We start from the raw sequence: 15,072 nt of genomic DNA on the forward strand, positions 1-15,072 counted from the left end.
ATACGCCGGCGCGACCGGGTCGTGAAGATCGTCGTGCCGATTCGGGCCGACCATAGCGGCACTTTCGCGCACGACGATCTTCACGACCGAGTACGGCGGAGGCCAGGTTCCGATCACCTGGACGGATGCCCAGTACGACGAACGCTGCCGCCCAGGTGGAACGCACGCTGCAGCCCCGGCTGAACGAAAGCACACCACCGGGTGATCTCCGGGACCCGGGCTCAGCCGCGCCACACCGGCGGGTCGTCGTCTCCGGAGCGCTCCGCCGCCTCGAGCCCGGCCTCGATGACCGCTGCCACGATCGCCTCGATCGCCGCCCGCGACAGTGAGGGCGCGCGCCGCGCCATCGCGGTCACGATCTCAGCCTCGCGGGCGCGGTCCCGCCCGGCGTGTCCGCCGACGGGCTTGAGCTGCTGGATCCGCCCTGCCACTCCCACGCGGTACTCCAGCAACGTCGCGATGACGGCGTCGATGCCGTCGATCACCTCGCGGCCGGCTCCCAGCGTGTCCGGGACCGCCGGGCGCACGAGTGGACCCAACCGCGCCGCCGCCTCGCGCGCCTGGGCCACGTCCGCCGCGCTCACTGAACCGGACAACCACAACGCGTCGGCCCCGGCGGCCACTGCGACACCGGCGAGCCCGCCGACGCCTGCGCCTGGACCGGCCGCCGCGGCATCGGCACCGGAGCACAGCCGAGCCAGCACCGGCACGCCATAGTGGTGCCTGGCTCGCTCGATCGCCGACGCGTGCTCCACGTCCACCACGACAGCGTCGATCGGACCGGCATCGCCGTCGGCCGCACCGGCGCCGTCACCGAGAGCGCCGAGCCGCAGCACGACCGGCGTGCCCGACCGCCTGGCGGCAGCCGCGTGGGCCGCGTGCCGGCCGGCGGAGTCGCCGACGACGATGCCGGCGGCCGTCCGCGCGACCGCGTCCACGACGTGCAGCCCGCCCCCGACACCGGTGACGTCGACGATCGCCGCAGCGTCAGTGGACCCGACGGCGGCGACGCCGGCGGGCGCGACGACACAATCGACGTCAGCACCCGTACCGGGCGGGGCGATGACCGGCACCGAGTGTCCGCCGACGGCGACGTCGCCGAACCTGACCACGGTCGTTCGGCGAGCCGAGCTCGCCCGCGCTGTCCGGTGCGTGGGGGCGGTCACATGAGCTCCTGTCCGGTGAGCACCAGCGCCGAGGCTGCGCCCGGCCGACGGATGCGTGGAAATGCTCCAGGCTTTCGCCTGAGGCGTTCAGGTGCCGACTCGGGGTGGGGTATGTCCCGCGTCCGCTATCCGACGCGGCCGGCGATCCGGGCCGGCTCGGTCACGACGTGACGACATGCGTATGGCATGGCTCAGGGCGTAGGCATGGCATGGGTATGTCGCGGAGATTACCTGCACAGCGACCACGGCGTCCACCAACCGGACAAATCCGCTCGTATCGCGAGACGCCGTCACGGCGCCGGGCCGGGAGCGGCCTACGCCGTCCTGCAGCGGCTCAGCCGGCCAGTCGGTCGAGGGCGGACTGGAGGTCGGCCGGGTACGGAGACGAGAACTCCACCCGCTCCCCCGTGCCCGGATGCTCGAAGCCGAGCCTGACGGCGTGCAACCACTGTCGTTCGAGACCGAGCCGCGCCGACAGCGCCGGATCGGCGCCATAAGTCGCATCGCCCACACACGGATGGCGCAGTGCGCTCATGTGCACCCGGATCTGGTGCGTGCGTCCGGTCTCGAGGCGGATCTCGAGCAGGCTCGCCGCGGGGAACGCCTCCAGCGTCTCGTAATGGGTCACGCTGGGCCGCCCGCCGGCAACGACGGCCCACTTGTAGTCGTGCACCGGATGGCGGTCGATCGGGGCGTCGACGGTCCCGCGGGACGGGTCGGGGTGCCCTTGGACCAGGGCGTGGTAGATCTTGTCGACCGAACGCTGCTTGAACTGCCGTTTCAGTGACGAGTACGCACGCTCGGACTTGGCGACGACCATCACTCCGCTGGTCCCGACGTCGAGTCGGTGCACGATGCCTTGGCGCTCAGCCGCCCCACTCGTGGTGATGGTGAACCCGGAGCCGGCCAGCCCACCTACGACCGTCGGGCCGCTCCACCCCGGGCTGGGGTGCGCCGCGACGCCGACCGGCTTGTCGACCACGACGATGTCCGCGTCGTCGTGGATCACCCGCATCCCGGCCACCTGCTCGGGCACGACCTGGACCGGGGCCGGCTGCGCGGGGATGTCGACCTCCAGCCACGCGCCCCCGCGCACTCGCGCCGACTTCGCCGACACGGCGCCGTCGACGACGACGTGGCCGTCCTCGATCAAACTCGCCGCCTTCGAGCGCGAGAATCCGAACAGCCGCGACAGGGCCGCGTCGAGACGCTCTCCTTCGAGGCCGTCCGGTACCGGCAGGCTGCGCCGCTCGGTCACGCCGAACCGGCTCTGACCGCTCGGGCCCCGCCCGCAGCGCCGACGAGCGTCAACGGCGCTCCTGGCGCTGTTTGCAGGCCATGCACAGGGTGGCTCGGGGGAACGCCTGCAGGCGCGCCTTGCCGATGGGATTGCCGCAGTTCTCGCACACGCCGTACGTGCCGGCCCGGATACGGTTCAATGCCCGTTCGGTCTGGGTCAGCATCTCGCGGTGACTCGCCGCCAGCGACATCTCGTGCTCGCGCTCGAACGTCTTCGACCCCGTGTCGGCCTGGTCTTCGCCTCCGGTGTCACCGGCGCGGAGCAGATCGGCGATGTCGGCCTCGGCCTCGTCGATCTCCGCTCGCAGGCGGGTGGCCTCGGCTTCCAGGACCTGCTGGACCTCGCTCAGCTCTTCAGCCGTCCACGGGTCTTCGTCAGCGCGAACGACCAGCGCCGACGCCGCGGCCTCCGTGGCCCCGGTCGCATCTTCGTCGGCCACCGTACTCACCTTCGCCTTCGCTGCCCGCCCGCGTTGCCGTTCCGCCATGATGGATCCCCCAGTTCCACAAAGCCCGCCGCCCAACTACCCCGTCCCTGCTACAAAGCCAGGTCCGGTGAGAATAGATCCTGATGCGGCCTGCATCAATTCTCGCCCCCCATGAGCTCGGCAACACGATCGCCGTACACGTCGGGAACCTCGACGATCTTCGTTCTGCTGTTCGACCCGGTGACCAAGATCACCTCACGCTTGCGACACCCGATGGCCTCGGCCAGCGCGTCGAGCGCCGCTCGGGTCGCGCGCCCCTCGACGGCCCGGGCGGTGACGGCCACCACCAGAGCATCGCCGTACCGGCCACCGACCCGGACCCGCGCGGATCCGGGCTTGACCCTGATGGTGACGCGCATCGCTCCAGCGTGCCACATGCCGTCGCGCAAATGCCGCGACCGGGTCCGCGCCCCGTGCGTACACTGGGACGGCGAGCAGGCGTCGATGGGACAAGTAGCCGTGTCGACGGTCCACAGCGAGCCGGGGACGGTGCGAGCCCGGCGACACGAGCACAGGCGAAGATCACCCCGGAGCCGCCGGAAGAAAGGCGCTGTCGGCATGACGGCGCTGACTAGACCCGGCCGCAGGTAACGAAGCGGGCCACGTGCTGATGTTCGGCGTGGCCAAGGAGGGTGGTACCGCGGGGTTCACCTCGTCCCTCCGTCGTACGACCGGTCCGGCCGGGCACCCCCGAGCCGGAACACCACGACGGAGGACCGCACGGACTGATGGACGACACCGCGGCGAACACCTCGCCCACCTACCGCGCACTGCCGGCCCAGATCGACCTGCCGGCCATGGAGCACGAGATCCTCGCCTTCTGGCGCGAGAACGACGTGTTCGCTCAGACGCTGAAACACAGCGAAGGCAGCCCGCAATGGACCTTCTACGAGGGCCCGCCCACGGCGAACGGGATGCCTGGAGCCCACCACATCGAGTCGCGAGTCTTCAAGGACGTCTTCCCGCGGTACCGCACGATGAAGGGCTACCACGTCCCGCGCATCGCCGGCTGGGACTGCCACGGCCTGCCGGTCGAGATCACCGTCGAGAAGGAACTGGGCTTCACCGGCAAGGGCGACATCGAGGCCTACGGCGTCGCCGAGTTCAACGCCAAGTGCCGTGAGTCCGTGCTGCGCCACGTCGACGCTTTCGAAGAGATGACCGAGCGGATGGGTTACTGGGTCGACATGTCCCAGGCCTATCGCACCATGGACGCCTCGTACGTGCAGAGCGTGTGGTGGTCGCTCAAGCAGGTCTTCGACTCCGGGCTGCTCGTCGAGGACCACCGGGTCGCGCCGTACTGCCCACGCTGCGGAACCGGGCTGTCCTCGCACGAGTTGGCCCAGGGCTACGAGACGGTCGTCGACCCGTCGGTGTTCGTCCGGATGCCGCTGACCTCCGGCCCGCTGGCGAATGCGGCGTCGTTGCTGGCCTGGACCACCACCCCGTGGACCCTGGTGTCGAACACCGCGGTCGCCGCGCACCCGGACGTCACGTACGTGGCGGCCACCGACGGCTCCGAGACGCTCGTGGTGGCCGAACCGCTGTTCGAGGCCGTGCTCGGCGAGGGCTGGACGGTCACGTCGCGCTTCAGCGGCTCGGACATGGAACGCTGGACCTACCGGCGCCCCTTCGAGCTGGTGGAGCTGAACGCCGACGACGTCGAGCCGAACATCGTCGTCGTCGACGAGTACGTCACCACCGACGACGGCACCGGCCTGGTCCACCAGGCGCCCGCGTTCGGCGCCGACGACCTGCGCGTCGGCCGTCGCTACGGGCTTCCGGTGGTGAACCCGGTGCGGCCGGACGGGACGTTCGCCCCCGACGTCCCCCTGGTGGGCGGGCAGTTCTTCAAGCACGCCGACGCCGACCTCGTCCGTGACCTCGACGACCGCGGGCTGCTGTTCCGCCATGTGCCCTACGAGCACGACTACCCGCACTGCTGGCGCTGCCACACGCCCTTGATGTACTACGCGCAGCCGTCCTGGTACATCCGCACCACCCAGATCAAGGACGCGTTGCTGCGCGAGAACGAGAAGACGACCTGGTACCCGGAGTCGGTGAAGTGGGGCCGCTACGGCGAATGGCTGCGCGGCAACGTCGACTGGGCGCTGTCGCGTAACCGCTACTGGGGAACGCCGCTGCCGATCTGGCGCAACGACGAGGACCCCTCGCATCTGGTCTGCGTCGGTTCGCTGGCCGAGCTCTCGGAGCTGGCCGGGCAGGACCTGTCCGAGCTGGACCCGCACCGTCCGTACGTCGACGACGTCACGTTCACCCTGCCCGGGGTGGCCGGGACGTTCCGCCGCGAGCCCTACGTCATCGACGTGTGGTACGACTCCGGCGCGATGCCGTTCGCCCAGTGGGGCTACCCGCACGCGCCGGGCAGTGTCGAGGCGTTCCAGAAGGCCTACCCCGCCCAGTACATCTGCGAGGCCCTCGACCAGACCCGGGGCTGGTTCTACACGCTGATGGCGATCGGCACGCTCGTCTTCGACCGCTCGTCGTACGAGAACGTCGTCTGCCTGGGGCTGATCCTGGCCGAGGACGGCCGCCGGATGAGCAAGCACCTGGGCAACATCCTCGAGCCGATCCCGCTCATGGACAGCCACGGCGCCGACGCCGTGCGGTGGTTCATGCTGGCCAGCGGGTCCCCGTGGCTCCCGCGGCGCGTCGGTGACGCGGCCTTGTCCGAGGCCGTCCGCAAGGTGTTGCTGACGTACTGGAACACCGCGTCGTTCCTGGCCCTGTACGGCCGCACGTCCGGCTGGTCCCCCACCCCGGGCGGCCGCTCCGGCGAGGTCACGCCACCGGCCGAGCGACCGGTTCTGGACCGGTGGGCGCTCTCGGAGCTGCACCGGCTGGTCCGCGACGTCGACGACGCCATGGACCGCTTCGACACCCAGTACGCCGGCGCGCGGCTGACGACGTTCGTCAACGACCTGTCCAACTGGTACGTGCGCCGGTCACGGCGACGGTTCTGGGAGGGCGATCCGGCCGCACTGGCGACGCTGCACGAATGCGTGGAGACGCTCACCCGGCTGCTGGCACCGATGGTGCCGTTCATCACCGAACGGGTCTGGCAGGATCTCGTCGTCCCGGTCGACCCAGATGCCCCGGCCTCGGTGCACATGGCTGACTGGCCGGCCGCCGATGCCTCCCTGGTGGACGACGACCTCGCCGAGGAAGTGGCGCTGACCCGACGGCTGGTCGAGCTCGGCCGGGCCGCGCGCGCACAGTCCAAGGTGCGGACTCGCCAGCCGCTCTCGCGCGCCCTGGTCAGCGCACGCGGGTGGGAATCGCTACGCGCCGACCTGCGCACCGAGCTGGCCGATGAGCTCAACGTGGTCGACGTCGCTTCCGTGGCCGAGTCCGGCGGGGAGACCGAGCAACTCGTCGACGTTTCGGTGAAGGCCAACTTCCGCTCGCTGGGCAAGCGATTCGCCAAAGACACGCCGAAGGTCGCCGCCGCGGTCGCAGCGGCCGATGCCGAGGCGCTGTCGGCGGCGCTGAAGGCCGACGGGAGCGCGCACGTCGAGGTCGAGGGGCTCGGTTCGGTCGAGATCACGCCCGACGACGTCGTCGTCACCGAGACTCCGCGCGCCGGCTGGGCGGTCGCCCGCGAGGGTGAGACCGTGGCGCTCGACCTGACGCTGACCGACGAGCTGGTCCGGGCGGGGCTGGTGCGAGAGGCGGTACGCCTGGTGCAGGACGCACGCAAGTCCGCCGGTTACGACGTCAGCGACCGGATCGAGTTGGCGTGGCAGGCTACCGAGCCGATGGCCGCGGCGTTGCGCGAGCACGGCGACCTGCTCGCCGACGAGGTTCTCGCCTCCACCGTGCACGAGGGGCTCGACGCGTTGGCCGGCGAACCCGACCGCAGCGACGACGAGCTCGGGCTCACCTTCCGTCTGCGCCGCACCACCCCGAGCTCGTGAAATGATCATGTTCACTAGGCAATCACCAGCCACACCACCCGTGTACGCCTGGTGATGCAGCACAACGCCTAGTGGTGCGCATGATCTGGTGAGCACAACTGAGCCCGGTGCCGTGACCACGTCACGGCACCGGGCTCAGTCAGCGGAATGACCGCAGATGACGCCTCAGCGTTGCTCGTCGTCGAGGAGGCTGGCCACCGACCGCAGCGACCCGCCGGTCTGGGTGGTGGAGTTCGCGCTCCCCTGACCCCCGGTGGTCTGCGCTGCGCCAGCCTGGCCGCCACCACCGCTGGCAGCGCGGATCTCCTGGCGGGCGTGCTCGGTAGCTTCCTCGTCGGACTCGCCGGCTCCCCCGGACTCGAGCTTGCGCAGCTCGCGCTCGAGGTAGGACTTCAGGCGGCTGCGGTATTCGCGTTCGAACGCCCGCAGCGTCTCCAGCTCACGCTCCAGGTCGGCACGCTCGGACTCGAGCTTGCCGAACACCTGGGAGCGACGCTTCTGGACCTCCTGCTCGACCGACTCCGCCCGCTGGCGAGCATCCTGCTCGATCTTGGAAGCCTTCGCCTTGGTCTCGGCATCGATCTTCTCAGAGCGCGCCTTCGCCTCGCTCATCAGCCGATCTGCTTCGGCCTTGGCATCGGCGACGAGCTCGTCAGCTGTCTTCTGCGCCAAGGCGAGAACCTTGGCGGCAGCGTCGCTGGGCTGCCCACTTGCTGCAGCAGCCGGCGCACTCGTGCCGGGAGCCGCGGACGGCGGAGCTTGCGGCGCCTTGGGGGCCTCGGCTGGACGTGCCTCCTGGATCGGCTCGGCCGATGCGGCAGCGCCGCCACCGCGAGTCACGGCGCCGAGCTTGTCGCGAAGCTCGTCGTTCTCACGTTGCATGCGCGCGAGCTCGGCCTCGACCTCGTCCAGGAACTCGTCGACCTCCTGCATGTCGTAACCCTCGCGCAGGCGGACGGTCGTGAACTCCTTGTTCTGGACGTCCTCGGGCGTCAGTGGCATAGCGTCACCTCGGATGTGAGCATTGGCAGAATGTCACCGTACCTCTTCACCCTAGGGATCCGACAATCGCAAGCGCGATTTGGACCAGAATGATCAGCACGATGAAAGCCAGGTCAAGGGCGATAGAGCCGATCCGCAACGGCGGTATGACCCGGCGAATGGCCCGCAACGGCGGGTCGGTCACGGTGTACATGGCCTCCAGCACGACCAGCAGAAGGCCTTTCGGCTGCCAGTCGCGGGCGAAGACCTGGATCCAGTCGGCCACGAGCCGAATCAGCAATGCGATGAAGAACAGCCACAGCACCGCGGACAGAACCTGACTCACAACCGACACAAGACCTGAACCTACCTGACACGGGACAGTGGTGCCGACAAGGGCATCGGCGCGCCGACGACGTATCGTGCCCCAGATCCGGATCCATCGTGGCTGTCAACTCTGGTTGAAGAAGGCGCCACCAGCGATACGCGCCTTGTCTTCGGCGTCGACGTGGACGTCCGCGGGCGTGAGCAAGAACACCTTCGCGGTGATGCGATCGATGCTCCCGCGCAGCCCGAAGATGAGACCGGCGGAGAAGTCCACCAGTCGCTTGGCGTCGACGTCGTCCATCTCCGAGAGGTTCATGATCACCGGGATACCGTCACGGAAATGCTCGCCCAGCGTGCGAGCGTCGTTGTACGTCCGTGGGTGCAGGGTGGTGATGCGAGCCTCCCGGGGCGCGGTGTTGCGCCGTACGGCACTCATCGGGCGCCGATCGGCGAGCGATGCGACCGTGGCCGTGTGCTCGCGTTCACGCCGCTCGGGCGGCCCTGGCTCGAGGTCGTGGACGTCGTCGTCGGCATCGTCCTCGAACTCCTCGACGTAGTCGTCCTCGTAGTCGTCGTACTGCTCGTCGTAACGGTCCCGGTCCTCCACGAGGCCGAGGTAGACTGCAACCTTGCGCATTGCGCCGGCCATGCTCTCAAATCCTCCGCACTAGTGGTGGACTCCCCTGTTGCCTTCAGACACTAGCCCCGCCGAATGGCCGAACCAGGCATTTTGCGGCTGCGACACGCCCGTGTGTCGCAGCAGTCTCAACCGTCACACCGGACATAGCCACGCGAGTCCGGCGAGCCGTCCGGTCACTCCGTCGCGGCGGTAGGAGTACGAAAGCTCGTCCTCGACGGTGCAGGTCCCCACGTCGTCGACGTCAGCGCCGATGGCGCGCAACTGGGCCACCACCCCGGCCGGCAGGTCGAGCGAGGGCGTCCCGGTTCTGCTGACCGCCCACGTCTCCGGCACGACCGCGCTGACCTCGTCGCGCATCTCCGCCGGCACCTCGTAACAGCGCCCACACACGGCGGGGCCGACCCGCGCGGACAGTTTCCGCGCACCCAGGCCGCGCATCGTGCGCACGACCGCCGGGACGATGCCAGCGGCCAACCCCACCCGGCCGGCGTGCGCCACCCCGACGACACCGGCTTCGGCGTCGGCGAGGACCACTGGAACACAATCGGCGACGAGGACGGCCAAGGCGCGCTCCGGCGTCGCACTCACCATCGCGTCGGCCTCGCCCGCAGCATCGCCGGACTGGCCGTCCACGATCGCCACGTTCGTGCCGTGGACTTGGTTCATGTACGACACGTCACCGGGCTGCAGCCCGATCGCTTCGGCGAGCAGGCGCCGGTTCGTGGCCACCGCCTGCGGATCGTCACCGACGTGCCCACCGAGGTTGAGCTCGTCGTACGGCGGTCGACTCACACCGCCGAGGCGATCGGTGAACGCGAACCGCGCTCGGCTCAGCGACCGTTCGTGCCTGAGCACGCCGATCGCTATTTCAGGAAGTCGGGGACGTCGAGATCGTCGCCCGTGGCTGTCGGAACGATACGCCGCTGCTCGCGGGGCGGAGCGGGGGGCGAGGACGCGGACTCGCCTTCCTGCTCACCCGAGGCCTCGGCGGACTGCTCGGCCGCTGACGACCCGGACTGCTCCGACTCGCCTGCGCCAGCCGTACCCACCGAGCCGATGGCTGCGGCCGCCGCGGGACCATCGGCCTTGCGGACCGAGCCCAGCTCGCGGCGGGTCGGCAAGCCTCCGTCGAACCCGGCGGCGATCACCGTCACCCGGACCTCGTCGCCCAGCGCGTCGTCGATGACCGCACCGAAGATGATGTTCGCCTCGTCGTGCGCGGCTTGCGCGACGAGGTTGGCCGACTCGTTGATCTCGAACAGTCCGAGGTCGGAGCCTCCGGACACCGAGAGCAGCACGCCGTGCGCCCCGTCGATCGACGCCTCGAGCAGCGGTGACGAAATCGCCATCTCAGCTGCGGCGACGGCACGATCTTCGCCTCGCGCGGATCCGATACCCATCAACGCCGACCCCGCATTGCTCATGACGGACTTGACGTCGGCGAAGTCGAGGTTGATCAGCCCAGGGGTGGTGATGAGGTCGGTGATGCCTTGCACACCCGAGAGCAAGACCTGGTCGGCGCTCTTGAACGCGTCCAGGACGCTGACCTGGCGGTCGCTGATGGACAGCAGCCGGTCGTTCGGTATGACGATGAGGGTGTCGACCTCTTCGCGCAGCGCTTCGATGCCCGCTTCGGCCTGCATCGCCCGGCGCCGGCCCTCGAACATGAACGGGCGCGTGACGACACCGATGGTCAGCGCACCGAGCGAGCGGGCGATGCGAGCCACCACCGGCGCGCCGCCGGTGCCGGTGCCGCCACCTTCGCCCGCGGTGACGAAGACCATGTCAGCGCCCTTGAGGACTTCTTCGATCTCCTCCGCGTGGTCTTCGGCTGCGGTGCGGCCCACCTCAGGGTTCGCGCCGGCCCCCAGCCCGCGCGTGGCGTCGCGGCCGACGTCGAGCTTGACGTCGGCATCGCTCATCAGCAACGCCTGAGCGTCGGTGTTGATCGCGATGAACTCGACGCCCTTGAGCCCGACTTCGATCATTCGGTTGACGGCGTTGACGCCGCCGCCGCCGATGCCGACGACCTTGATCACCGCGAGGTAGTTCTGCGGGGCAGTCACGTCACATCGCCTCTCGTTCGAGTTCAACTCTCACCCTCAAGTTGAGGTTTATAGTTATGTCAACCTGAGGATAAGAAAACGCTAAGCTCCACAACCGCGTCCGAGACGCAGACACGCCGCGCCCCTCAAGACGAAAGTTGCGGCACGTTTGGTCGGCGGTGAGGCCCCGTGAGGGGTTCGGGATGGTAGTGCCGCGTCGGCGAGGGGTGAAGGTGCCGCGTCGGCGAGGGCCGCTCCAAGCCGGTCGTGAGGCGGTGCTGCCGGGCCTGGGTGCTCGCGGCCGGTCGTGAAGATCGTCGTGGCCGCGCCCCGGCCGGCACCGGGTCGTGAAGATCGTCGTGGCCAAAACTGCCGCTCGAGGCCGGTCGTGAAGATCGTCGTGATGACAAACGCCGCTATAGGGCGCATCTGGGACCACGACGATCTTCACGACCCCGATCCCCCGAGCGGATCCGCCGCATCTTGGGCCGGCGACTGTGTCCCCTGCCGATGCCGCCCGACGTGTCCACAGGGCACCGAGCGGGTCGTCGGTTTCCACATTTTGCGGAATCGGCCTGGCCCGCGGGACCGAGATCTGGCCCGATTCATGTATGACACCTCACATTCGCCCCGCTGATACCCCCGACCGCGCCATCGCCGAAATGGCTCAGCACCAGTTCGGCGTCTTCTCCCGGCAGCAGGCACGTCAGGCCGGTTTGTCTCGGCATCAGATGGACACCCGCCTCGGCAACGGCCGGTGGGAGACCCTGCATCCTGGTGTATTCAGGCTCCGGGGTGCGCCCGACAGTCCCGCGGCAACCGCGGTTGCGGGCTTGCTCTACGCCGGGGCGCAAGCCTGGTTCAGCCATGCGACCTCGGCGCGACTGCACGGGATCGAGCCGCATCTGTGGCACCGGTGGATCTGGATCACCGTGCCGGTCGCGGTACAGCGTCTGGCCAGACCAGGGTTGAAAATCGTCCGCTCCCGCCGGATCGACGGGTTCACCGCTACCGCACATGGGCATCCGGTGATGTCGGCCGAACGAAGCGTGGTCGACCTCGCCGCCCTCCTCGATCCGCCGGTCTATCAGCAGGTGCTCTACGACGTGGTCAGCCGCGAGGTGGTCACCGTCGACGGCATCCTCGCCGCCGCCGACGACTTCGGCGGTCGTTGCGGCATCGCGCTCGTTCATCAGGCGATCTCGGAGTTCGATCCGACCTTCGAGTCCGGCGTGGAGTACGAGGCCGACGCGCTTTTCCGCGCAGCCGGCCTGGTGTTCGAGCGTCAGGTCGAGATACGAGACAACGGGATCCTGCTCGCCCGCCTGGACTTCGCCGATGAAGGCATCAAACTGGGCGTCGAGATCGACGGAGTGCGATACCACTCGTCGGCGCAGGCACGGCACTACGATCGCGAACGTGACCGCGCGCTTCGCCGCCGCGGTTGGCAAGTCGAACGCTTCACCACCAACGACGTGCGGCAACGCCCGCGCTCGATGCAGCGTCACCTCGTGGAGGTCTACCGCGAGAGATCGTCGGGGCTCCGGCTGGCGTCGTGACGCACGGCGGGGTTCCCGCGAGCGACACGGGTGTGGAGGCGTCGTGGTGCGTACCGCCGCTCAACGCCGGTCGTGAAGATCGTCGTGAGGACTACTGCTGCACAGACGGGTCGTGAAGATCGTCGTGGCGGAGATTGCCGGCATATTGCGCGCATTCTCACACGAGGATCTTCACGACCGGCGTGGACACGCACTTCACCGCACGAACCACCCAGAGCACGCGTCCCGGCTCAACGCACCCCGGGCGCCTCCCGGCCCAACGCACCCCGAGGCCGCCCCACCCAGGGCGCCTCCCGGCCCACGCACCCCGAGGCTGCCCCACCCAGGGCGCGGATCCTGGCGCAACGCACCCCGAGGCGCGTCATCGCACCACACGCCCGAGGCACACCCACCGCACGACCCAGCCGAAGCAGGCCCCGGTCACAACGGGGGCCCGGGGTCACACATCACTGGGTCACGGCAGGATGGTTCGGCGCTGAGACGTCATAGACCGACGGGGTCTCGTCCTGCGCCTGCATCAACGCGAGCAGGACCTCTGCCTTGCGGTCCAGGTCGTCGGCCGTCCCCAGCTCCACCATGACGTCATCGCCCAGCGCCAGCCGGATGTCGGCCTCGGAATGCGCGTGCACCGACTCCACCTGCTCGAGCACGTCAGTCGGCAGGCCGGTCAGTACGGCGACCCCCGCGGCCCGCACCTGCTGGTCGGCGTCGTCCGACGATGCCTCCAGGACCGGCAAATTCTCCGGCTTGGCCTCGGACCGGGCGAACATCATGCCCGATCTGTCGACGCCGAACCAGGCTCCGTCGGCCTGCATGGCGGCCTCGGCCACGCGGGGGGTGACGTCGATGGTCAAGGTGTTCGGCCAGGAGCGGTGGACGTCGACGTCCTCGATGTCGGGCAGCTCCTGCACTCGGGACGCGACGGCGCCGGTGTCGACGCGAGCCAGCGGGGTGCCGATAGGTGCGCGAGCGGCCTCGAGCACGTCATCGGCCAAGGCGCCGCGCACACCCTGCACCTCGGCGTCCTTCACGGCCAGCACACTCGACCAGCCCACCAGCCACACCAGTGTCCCGACACCGAGCGCCACGATCACGGCGAGCAGCATGCCCAGCAGGCGCCGCAGCCGCCGCCGGCGAGCTCGGGCAGCGAAGGCCTGCGAACCCGTCGACCGCGACGCAACACTCACGGAACCGCCCCGCTCGGGGATCGTTCGAGGATCTCGAGCACCTCCGGCCCGATCAGGGTCACATCGCCGGCACCGACGGTGAGCAGGACGTCACCTGGCTCGGCCCGCGACGCCGCCAGCTCGGGCACGGCGGACCACGACGGCTCGAACACCACCTGCGAGGGCGGCAACGGCACCGCCGCGGCCACGAGCGCTCCGGTGACGCCGGGTTCAGGGTCCTCGCGAGCAGCGTAGACATCCATGACGATGACTTCGTCGGCTGCTCCCAACGCGGCACCGAACTGTTCGGCGAAGATCCTGGTCCGGCTGAACAGATGCGGCTGGAAGACGACGACCACCCGGCCGGAGCCGACGATGCCCTTGGCTGCGGAGATCGCGGCGGCCACCTCGGTCGGGTGGTGCGAGTACTCGTCGTACACCCGGATACCGTGCGCGATGCCCTTGAGCTCGAACCGCCGCCGCGTCCCGGTGTATCCGGCCAACCCGTTCAGCAGGTCGCGGGCGGGAAAACCCAAGCCGAGCCCGGCGGTGAACGCCGCGGCCGCATTCAGGGCGTTGTGCCGGCCCGGCAGCAGCAGCCGGACCCGCTCCTGGCGGCGCCCGCGGGCGACCAGCTCGAACGACACGCCCGTGCCGCCGCCGTCCTGGTCGGTCGACGACAGCTCCAGGCCGGTCAGCCGGACATCGGCGTCGGCAGACTCACCGTACGTGTGCACCGTGACCCCCCGCTGCGCCGCACGCTCGCCGAGGTCACGCGCACCGGGATCATCGGCGCACACCACGAGGAAGCCGCACACCCGGTCGACAAACGAGTCGAAGGCGGCGACATAGTCCTCGGCGGTGCCGTAGAAGTCGAGGTGGTCCGCCTCGACGTTGGTGATCACGGCCACCTCAGGGTCGTAGGCGAGAAAGGACGCGTCGCTCTCGTCAGCCTCGGCCACGAAGAACTCGCCGCTGCCGTTGTGTGCGTTGGCACCGCTTTCGTTCAGGTTGCCGCCGATCGCGAACGACGGGTCGGCGCCGCAGTGCTGCAGGGCGACGGTGAGCATCGACGTCGTGGTGGTCTTGCCGTGGGTACCGGCCACAGCGATGGCGCGGCGATCGACCATGACCGAGGCCAGCGCAGCAGCCCGGGGCAACATCCGGATCCCGTTGCGTCGCGCGAACTGGACCTCGGGATTGTTCTCCCGGATCGCCGTGGACACCACGACCGTCTCGGCGGTGCCCACGTTCGACGCGTCGTGCCCGACGTACACGTCGGCACCGAGCGCCCGCAGCGCCGCCAGGACGCCGGACTCTTTGGCGTCGCTGCCCGAGACCGGGATGCCACGGGCCAGGAGGATCCGGGCGATGCCGCTCATGCCCGCTCCCCCCACGCCGACGAAGTGGACCCGGCCGAGTTTCTCGGCCGGGACGACTCGCTCCGGTGGCGAGACGATCAC

At 69.4% G+C, this 15,072-nt stretch carries 13 protein-coding genes; 2 read left to right on the top strand and 11 right to left on the bottom strand.

Features of this window, described 5'->3' with window-relative positions; genetic code table 11:
- Window positions 1–221: 221 nt before the first annotated feature.
- From M6444_RS10710 to M6444_RS10725, 4 genes are all read right to left on the bottom strand, one after another.
- The gene (locus M6444_RS10710; RefSeq protein ID WP_298326716.1) at window positions 222–1,166 is read right to left on the bottom strand and encodes a chorismate mutase; all 945 of its coding nucleotides are present in this window, start codon (window positions 1,164–1,166) and stop codon (window positions 222–224) included.
- A gap of 334 nt (window positions 1,167–1,500) precedes the next feature.
- The gene (locus M6444_RS10715; RefSeq protein ID WP_298326718.1) at window positions 1,501–2,424 is read right to left on the bottom strand and encodes an RluA family pseudouridine synthase; all 924 of its coding nucleotides are present in this window, start codon (window positions 2,422–2,424) and stop codon (window positions 1,501–1,503) included.
- A 49-nt stretch (window positions 2,425–2,473) separates the two neighbouring features.
- Complete coding sequence (locus M6444_RS10720; RefSeq protein WP_298326720.1) at window positions 2,474–2,953, bottom strand: TraR/DksA C4-type zinc finger protein; 480 nt, start codon at window positions 2,951–2,953, stop codon at window positions 2,474–2,476.
- Between the two features lie 95 nt (window positions 2,954–3,048).
- Window positions 3,049–3,312, bottom strand: a complete 264-nt coding sequence (locus M6444_RS10725) for a DUF167 domain-containing protein (protein ID WP_298326721.1) — start codon at window positions 3,310–3,312, stop codon at window positions 3,049–3,051.
- Window positions 3,313–3,681: 369 nt separating this feature from the next.
- Here M6444_RS10725 and ileS point away from each other — a divergent pair, with 369 nt between their 5' ends.
- Window positions 3,682–6,891 carry an isoleucine--tRNA ligase gene (gene ileS, locus M6444_RS10730; protein WP_298326724.1) on the top strand — a complete coding sequence of 1,070 codons (3,210 nt, stop codon included), beginning with the start codon at window positions 3,682–3,684 and terminating at the stop codon, window positions 6,889–6,891.
- 165 nt (window positions 6,892–7,056) lie between these two features.
- Here the strand turns inward: ileS and M6444_RS10735 are convergent, their stop codons facing one another.
- From M6444_RS10735 to ftsZ, 5 genes are all read right to left on the bottom strand, one after another.
- Window positions 7,057–7,893 carry a DivIVA domain-containing protein gene (locus tag M6444_RS10735; protein WP_298326726.1) on the bottom strand — a complete coding sequence of 279 codons (837 nt, stop codon included), beginning with the start codon at window positions 7,891–7,893 and terminating at the stop codon, window positions 7,057–7,059.
- Between the two features lie 46 nt (window positions 7,894–7,939).
- A complete protein-coding gene (locus M6444_RS10740) occupies window positions 7,940–8,218 on the bottom strand; it encodes a YggT family protein (RefSeq protein WP_298326732.1) in 279 nt (92 codons plus the stop codon).
- A 105-nt stretch (window positions 8,219–8,323) separates the two neighbouring features.
- On the bottom strand, window positions 8,324–8,848 hold the full coding sequence (gene sepF, locus M6444_RS10745; protein WP_363326320.1) for a cell division protein SepF: 525 nt from the start codon (window positions 8,846–8,848) through the stop codon (window positions 8,324–8,326).
- A gap of 123 nt (window positions 8,849–8,971) precedes the next feature.
- The gene (gene pgeF, locus M6444_RS10750) at window positions 8,972–9,694 is read right to left on the bottom strand and encodes a peptidoglycan editing factor PgeF (RefSeq protein WP_298326738.1); all 723 of its coding nucleotides are present in this window, start codon (window positions 9,692–9,694) and stop codon (window positions 8,972–8,974) included.
- A gap of 8 nt (window positions 9,695–9,702) precedes the next feature.
- Window positions 9,703–10,905 carry a cell division protein FtsZ gene (gene ftsZ, locus M6444_RS10755; protein WP_298326741.1) on the bottom strand — a complete coding sequence of 401 codons (1,203 nt, stop codon included), beginning with the start codon at window positions 10,903–10,905 and terminating at the stop codon, window positions 9,703–9,705.
- Between the two features lie 590 nt (window positions 10,906–11,495).
- Here ftsZ and M6444_RS10760 point away from each other — a divergent pair.
- Window positions 11,496–12,443 carry a DUF559 domain-containing protein gene (locus M6444_RS10760; protein WP_298326744.1) on the top strand — a complete coding sequence of 316 codons (948 nt, stop codon included), beginning with the start codon at window positions 11,496–11,498 and terminating at the stop codon, window positions 12,441–12,443.
- A 446-nt stretch (window positions 12,444–12,889) separates the two neighbouring features.
- On the opposite strand, the gene M6444_RS10765 is transcribed toward M6444_RS10760, so the two are convergent.
- Complete coding sequence (locus M6444_RS10765) at window positions 12,890–13,630, bottom strand: FtsQ-type POTRA domain-containing protein (protein WP_298326746.1); 741 nt, start codon at window positions 13,628–13,630, stop codon at window positions 12,890–12,892.
- Complete coding sequence (murC, locus tag M6444_RS10770; RefSeq protein WP_298326749.1) at window positions 13,627–15,072, bottom strand: UDP-N-acetylmuramate--L-alanine ligase; 1,446 nt, start codon at window positions 15,070–15,072, stop codon at window positions 13,627–13,629. The genes M6444_RS10765 and murC overlap by 4 nt, the downstream gene beginning before the upstream one ends.

The sequence above is a fragment of the Haloactinopolyspora sp. genome (assembly GCF_027324685.1).
GTDB lineage: Bacteria > Actinomycetota > Actinomycetes > Jiangellales > Jiangellaceae > Haloactinopolyspora.

Bases quoted from the DNA above. Each gene is read 5' to 3' on its own strand.
- M6444_RS10720 (WP_298326720.1), bottom strand. From the start codon at position 2,953: ATGGCGGAACGGCAACGCGGGCGGGCAGCGAAGGCGAAGGTGAGTACG.
- M6444_RS10725 (WP_298326721.1), bottom strand. From the start codon at position 3,312: ATGCGCGTCACCATCAGGGTCAAGCCCGGATCCGCGCGGGTCCGGGTC.
- ileS (WP_298326724.1), top strand. From the start codon at position 3,682: ATGGACGACACCGCGGCGAACACCTCGCCCACCTACCGCGCACTGCCG.
- M6444_RS10735 (WP_298326726.1), bottom strand. From the start codon at position 7,893: ATGCCACTGACGCCCGAGGACGTCCAGAACAAGGAGTTCACGACCGTC.
- sepF (WP_363326320.1), bottom strand. From the start codon at position 8,848: ATGGCCGGCGCAATGCGCAAGGTTGCAGTCTACCTCGGCCTCGTGGAG.
- M6444_RS10760 (WP_298326744.1), top strand. From the start codon at position 11,496: ATGACACCTCACATTCGCCCCGCTGATACCCCCGACCGCGCCATCGCC.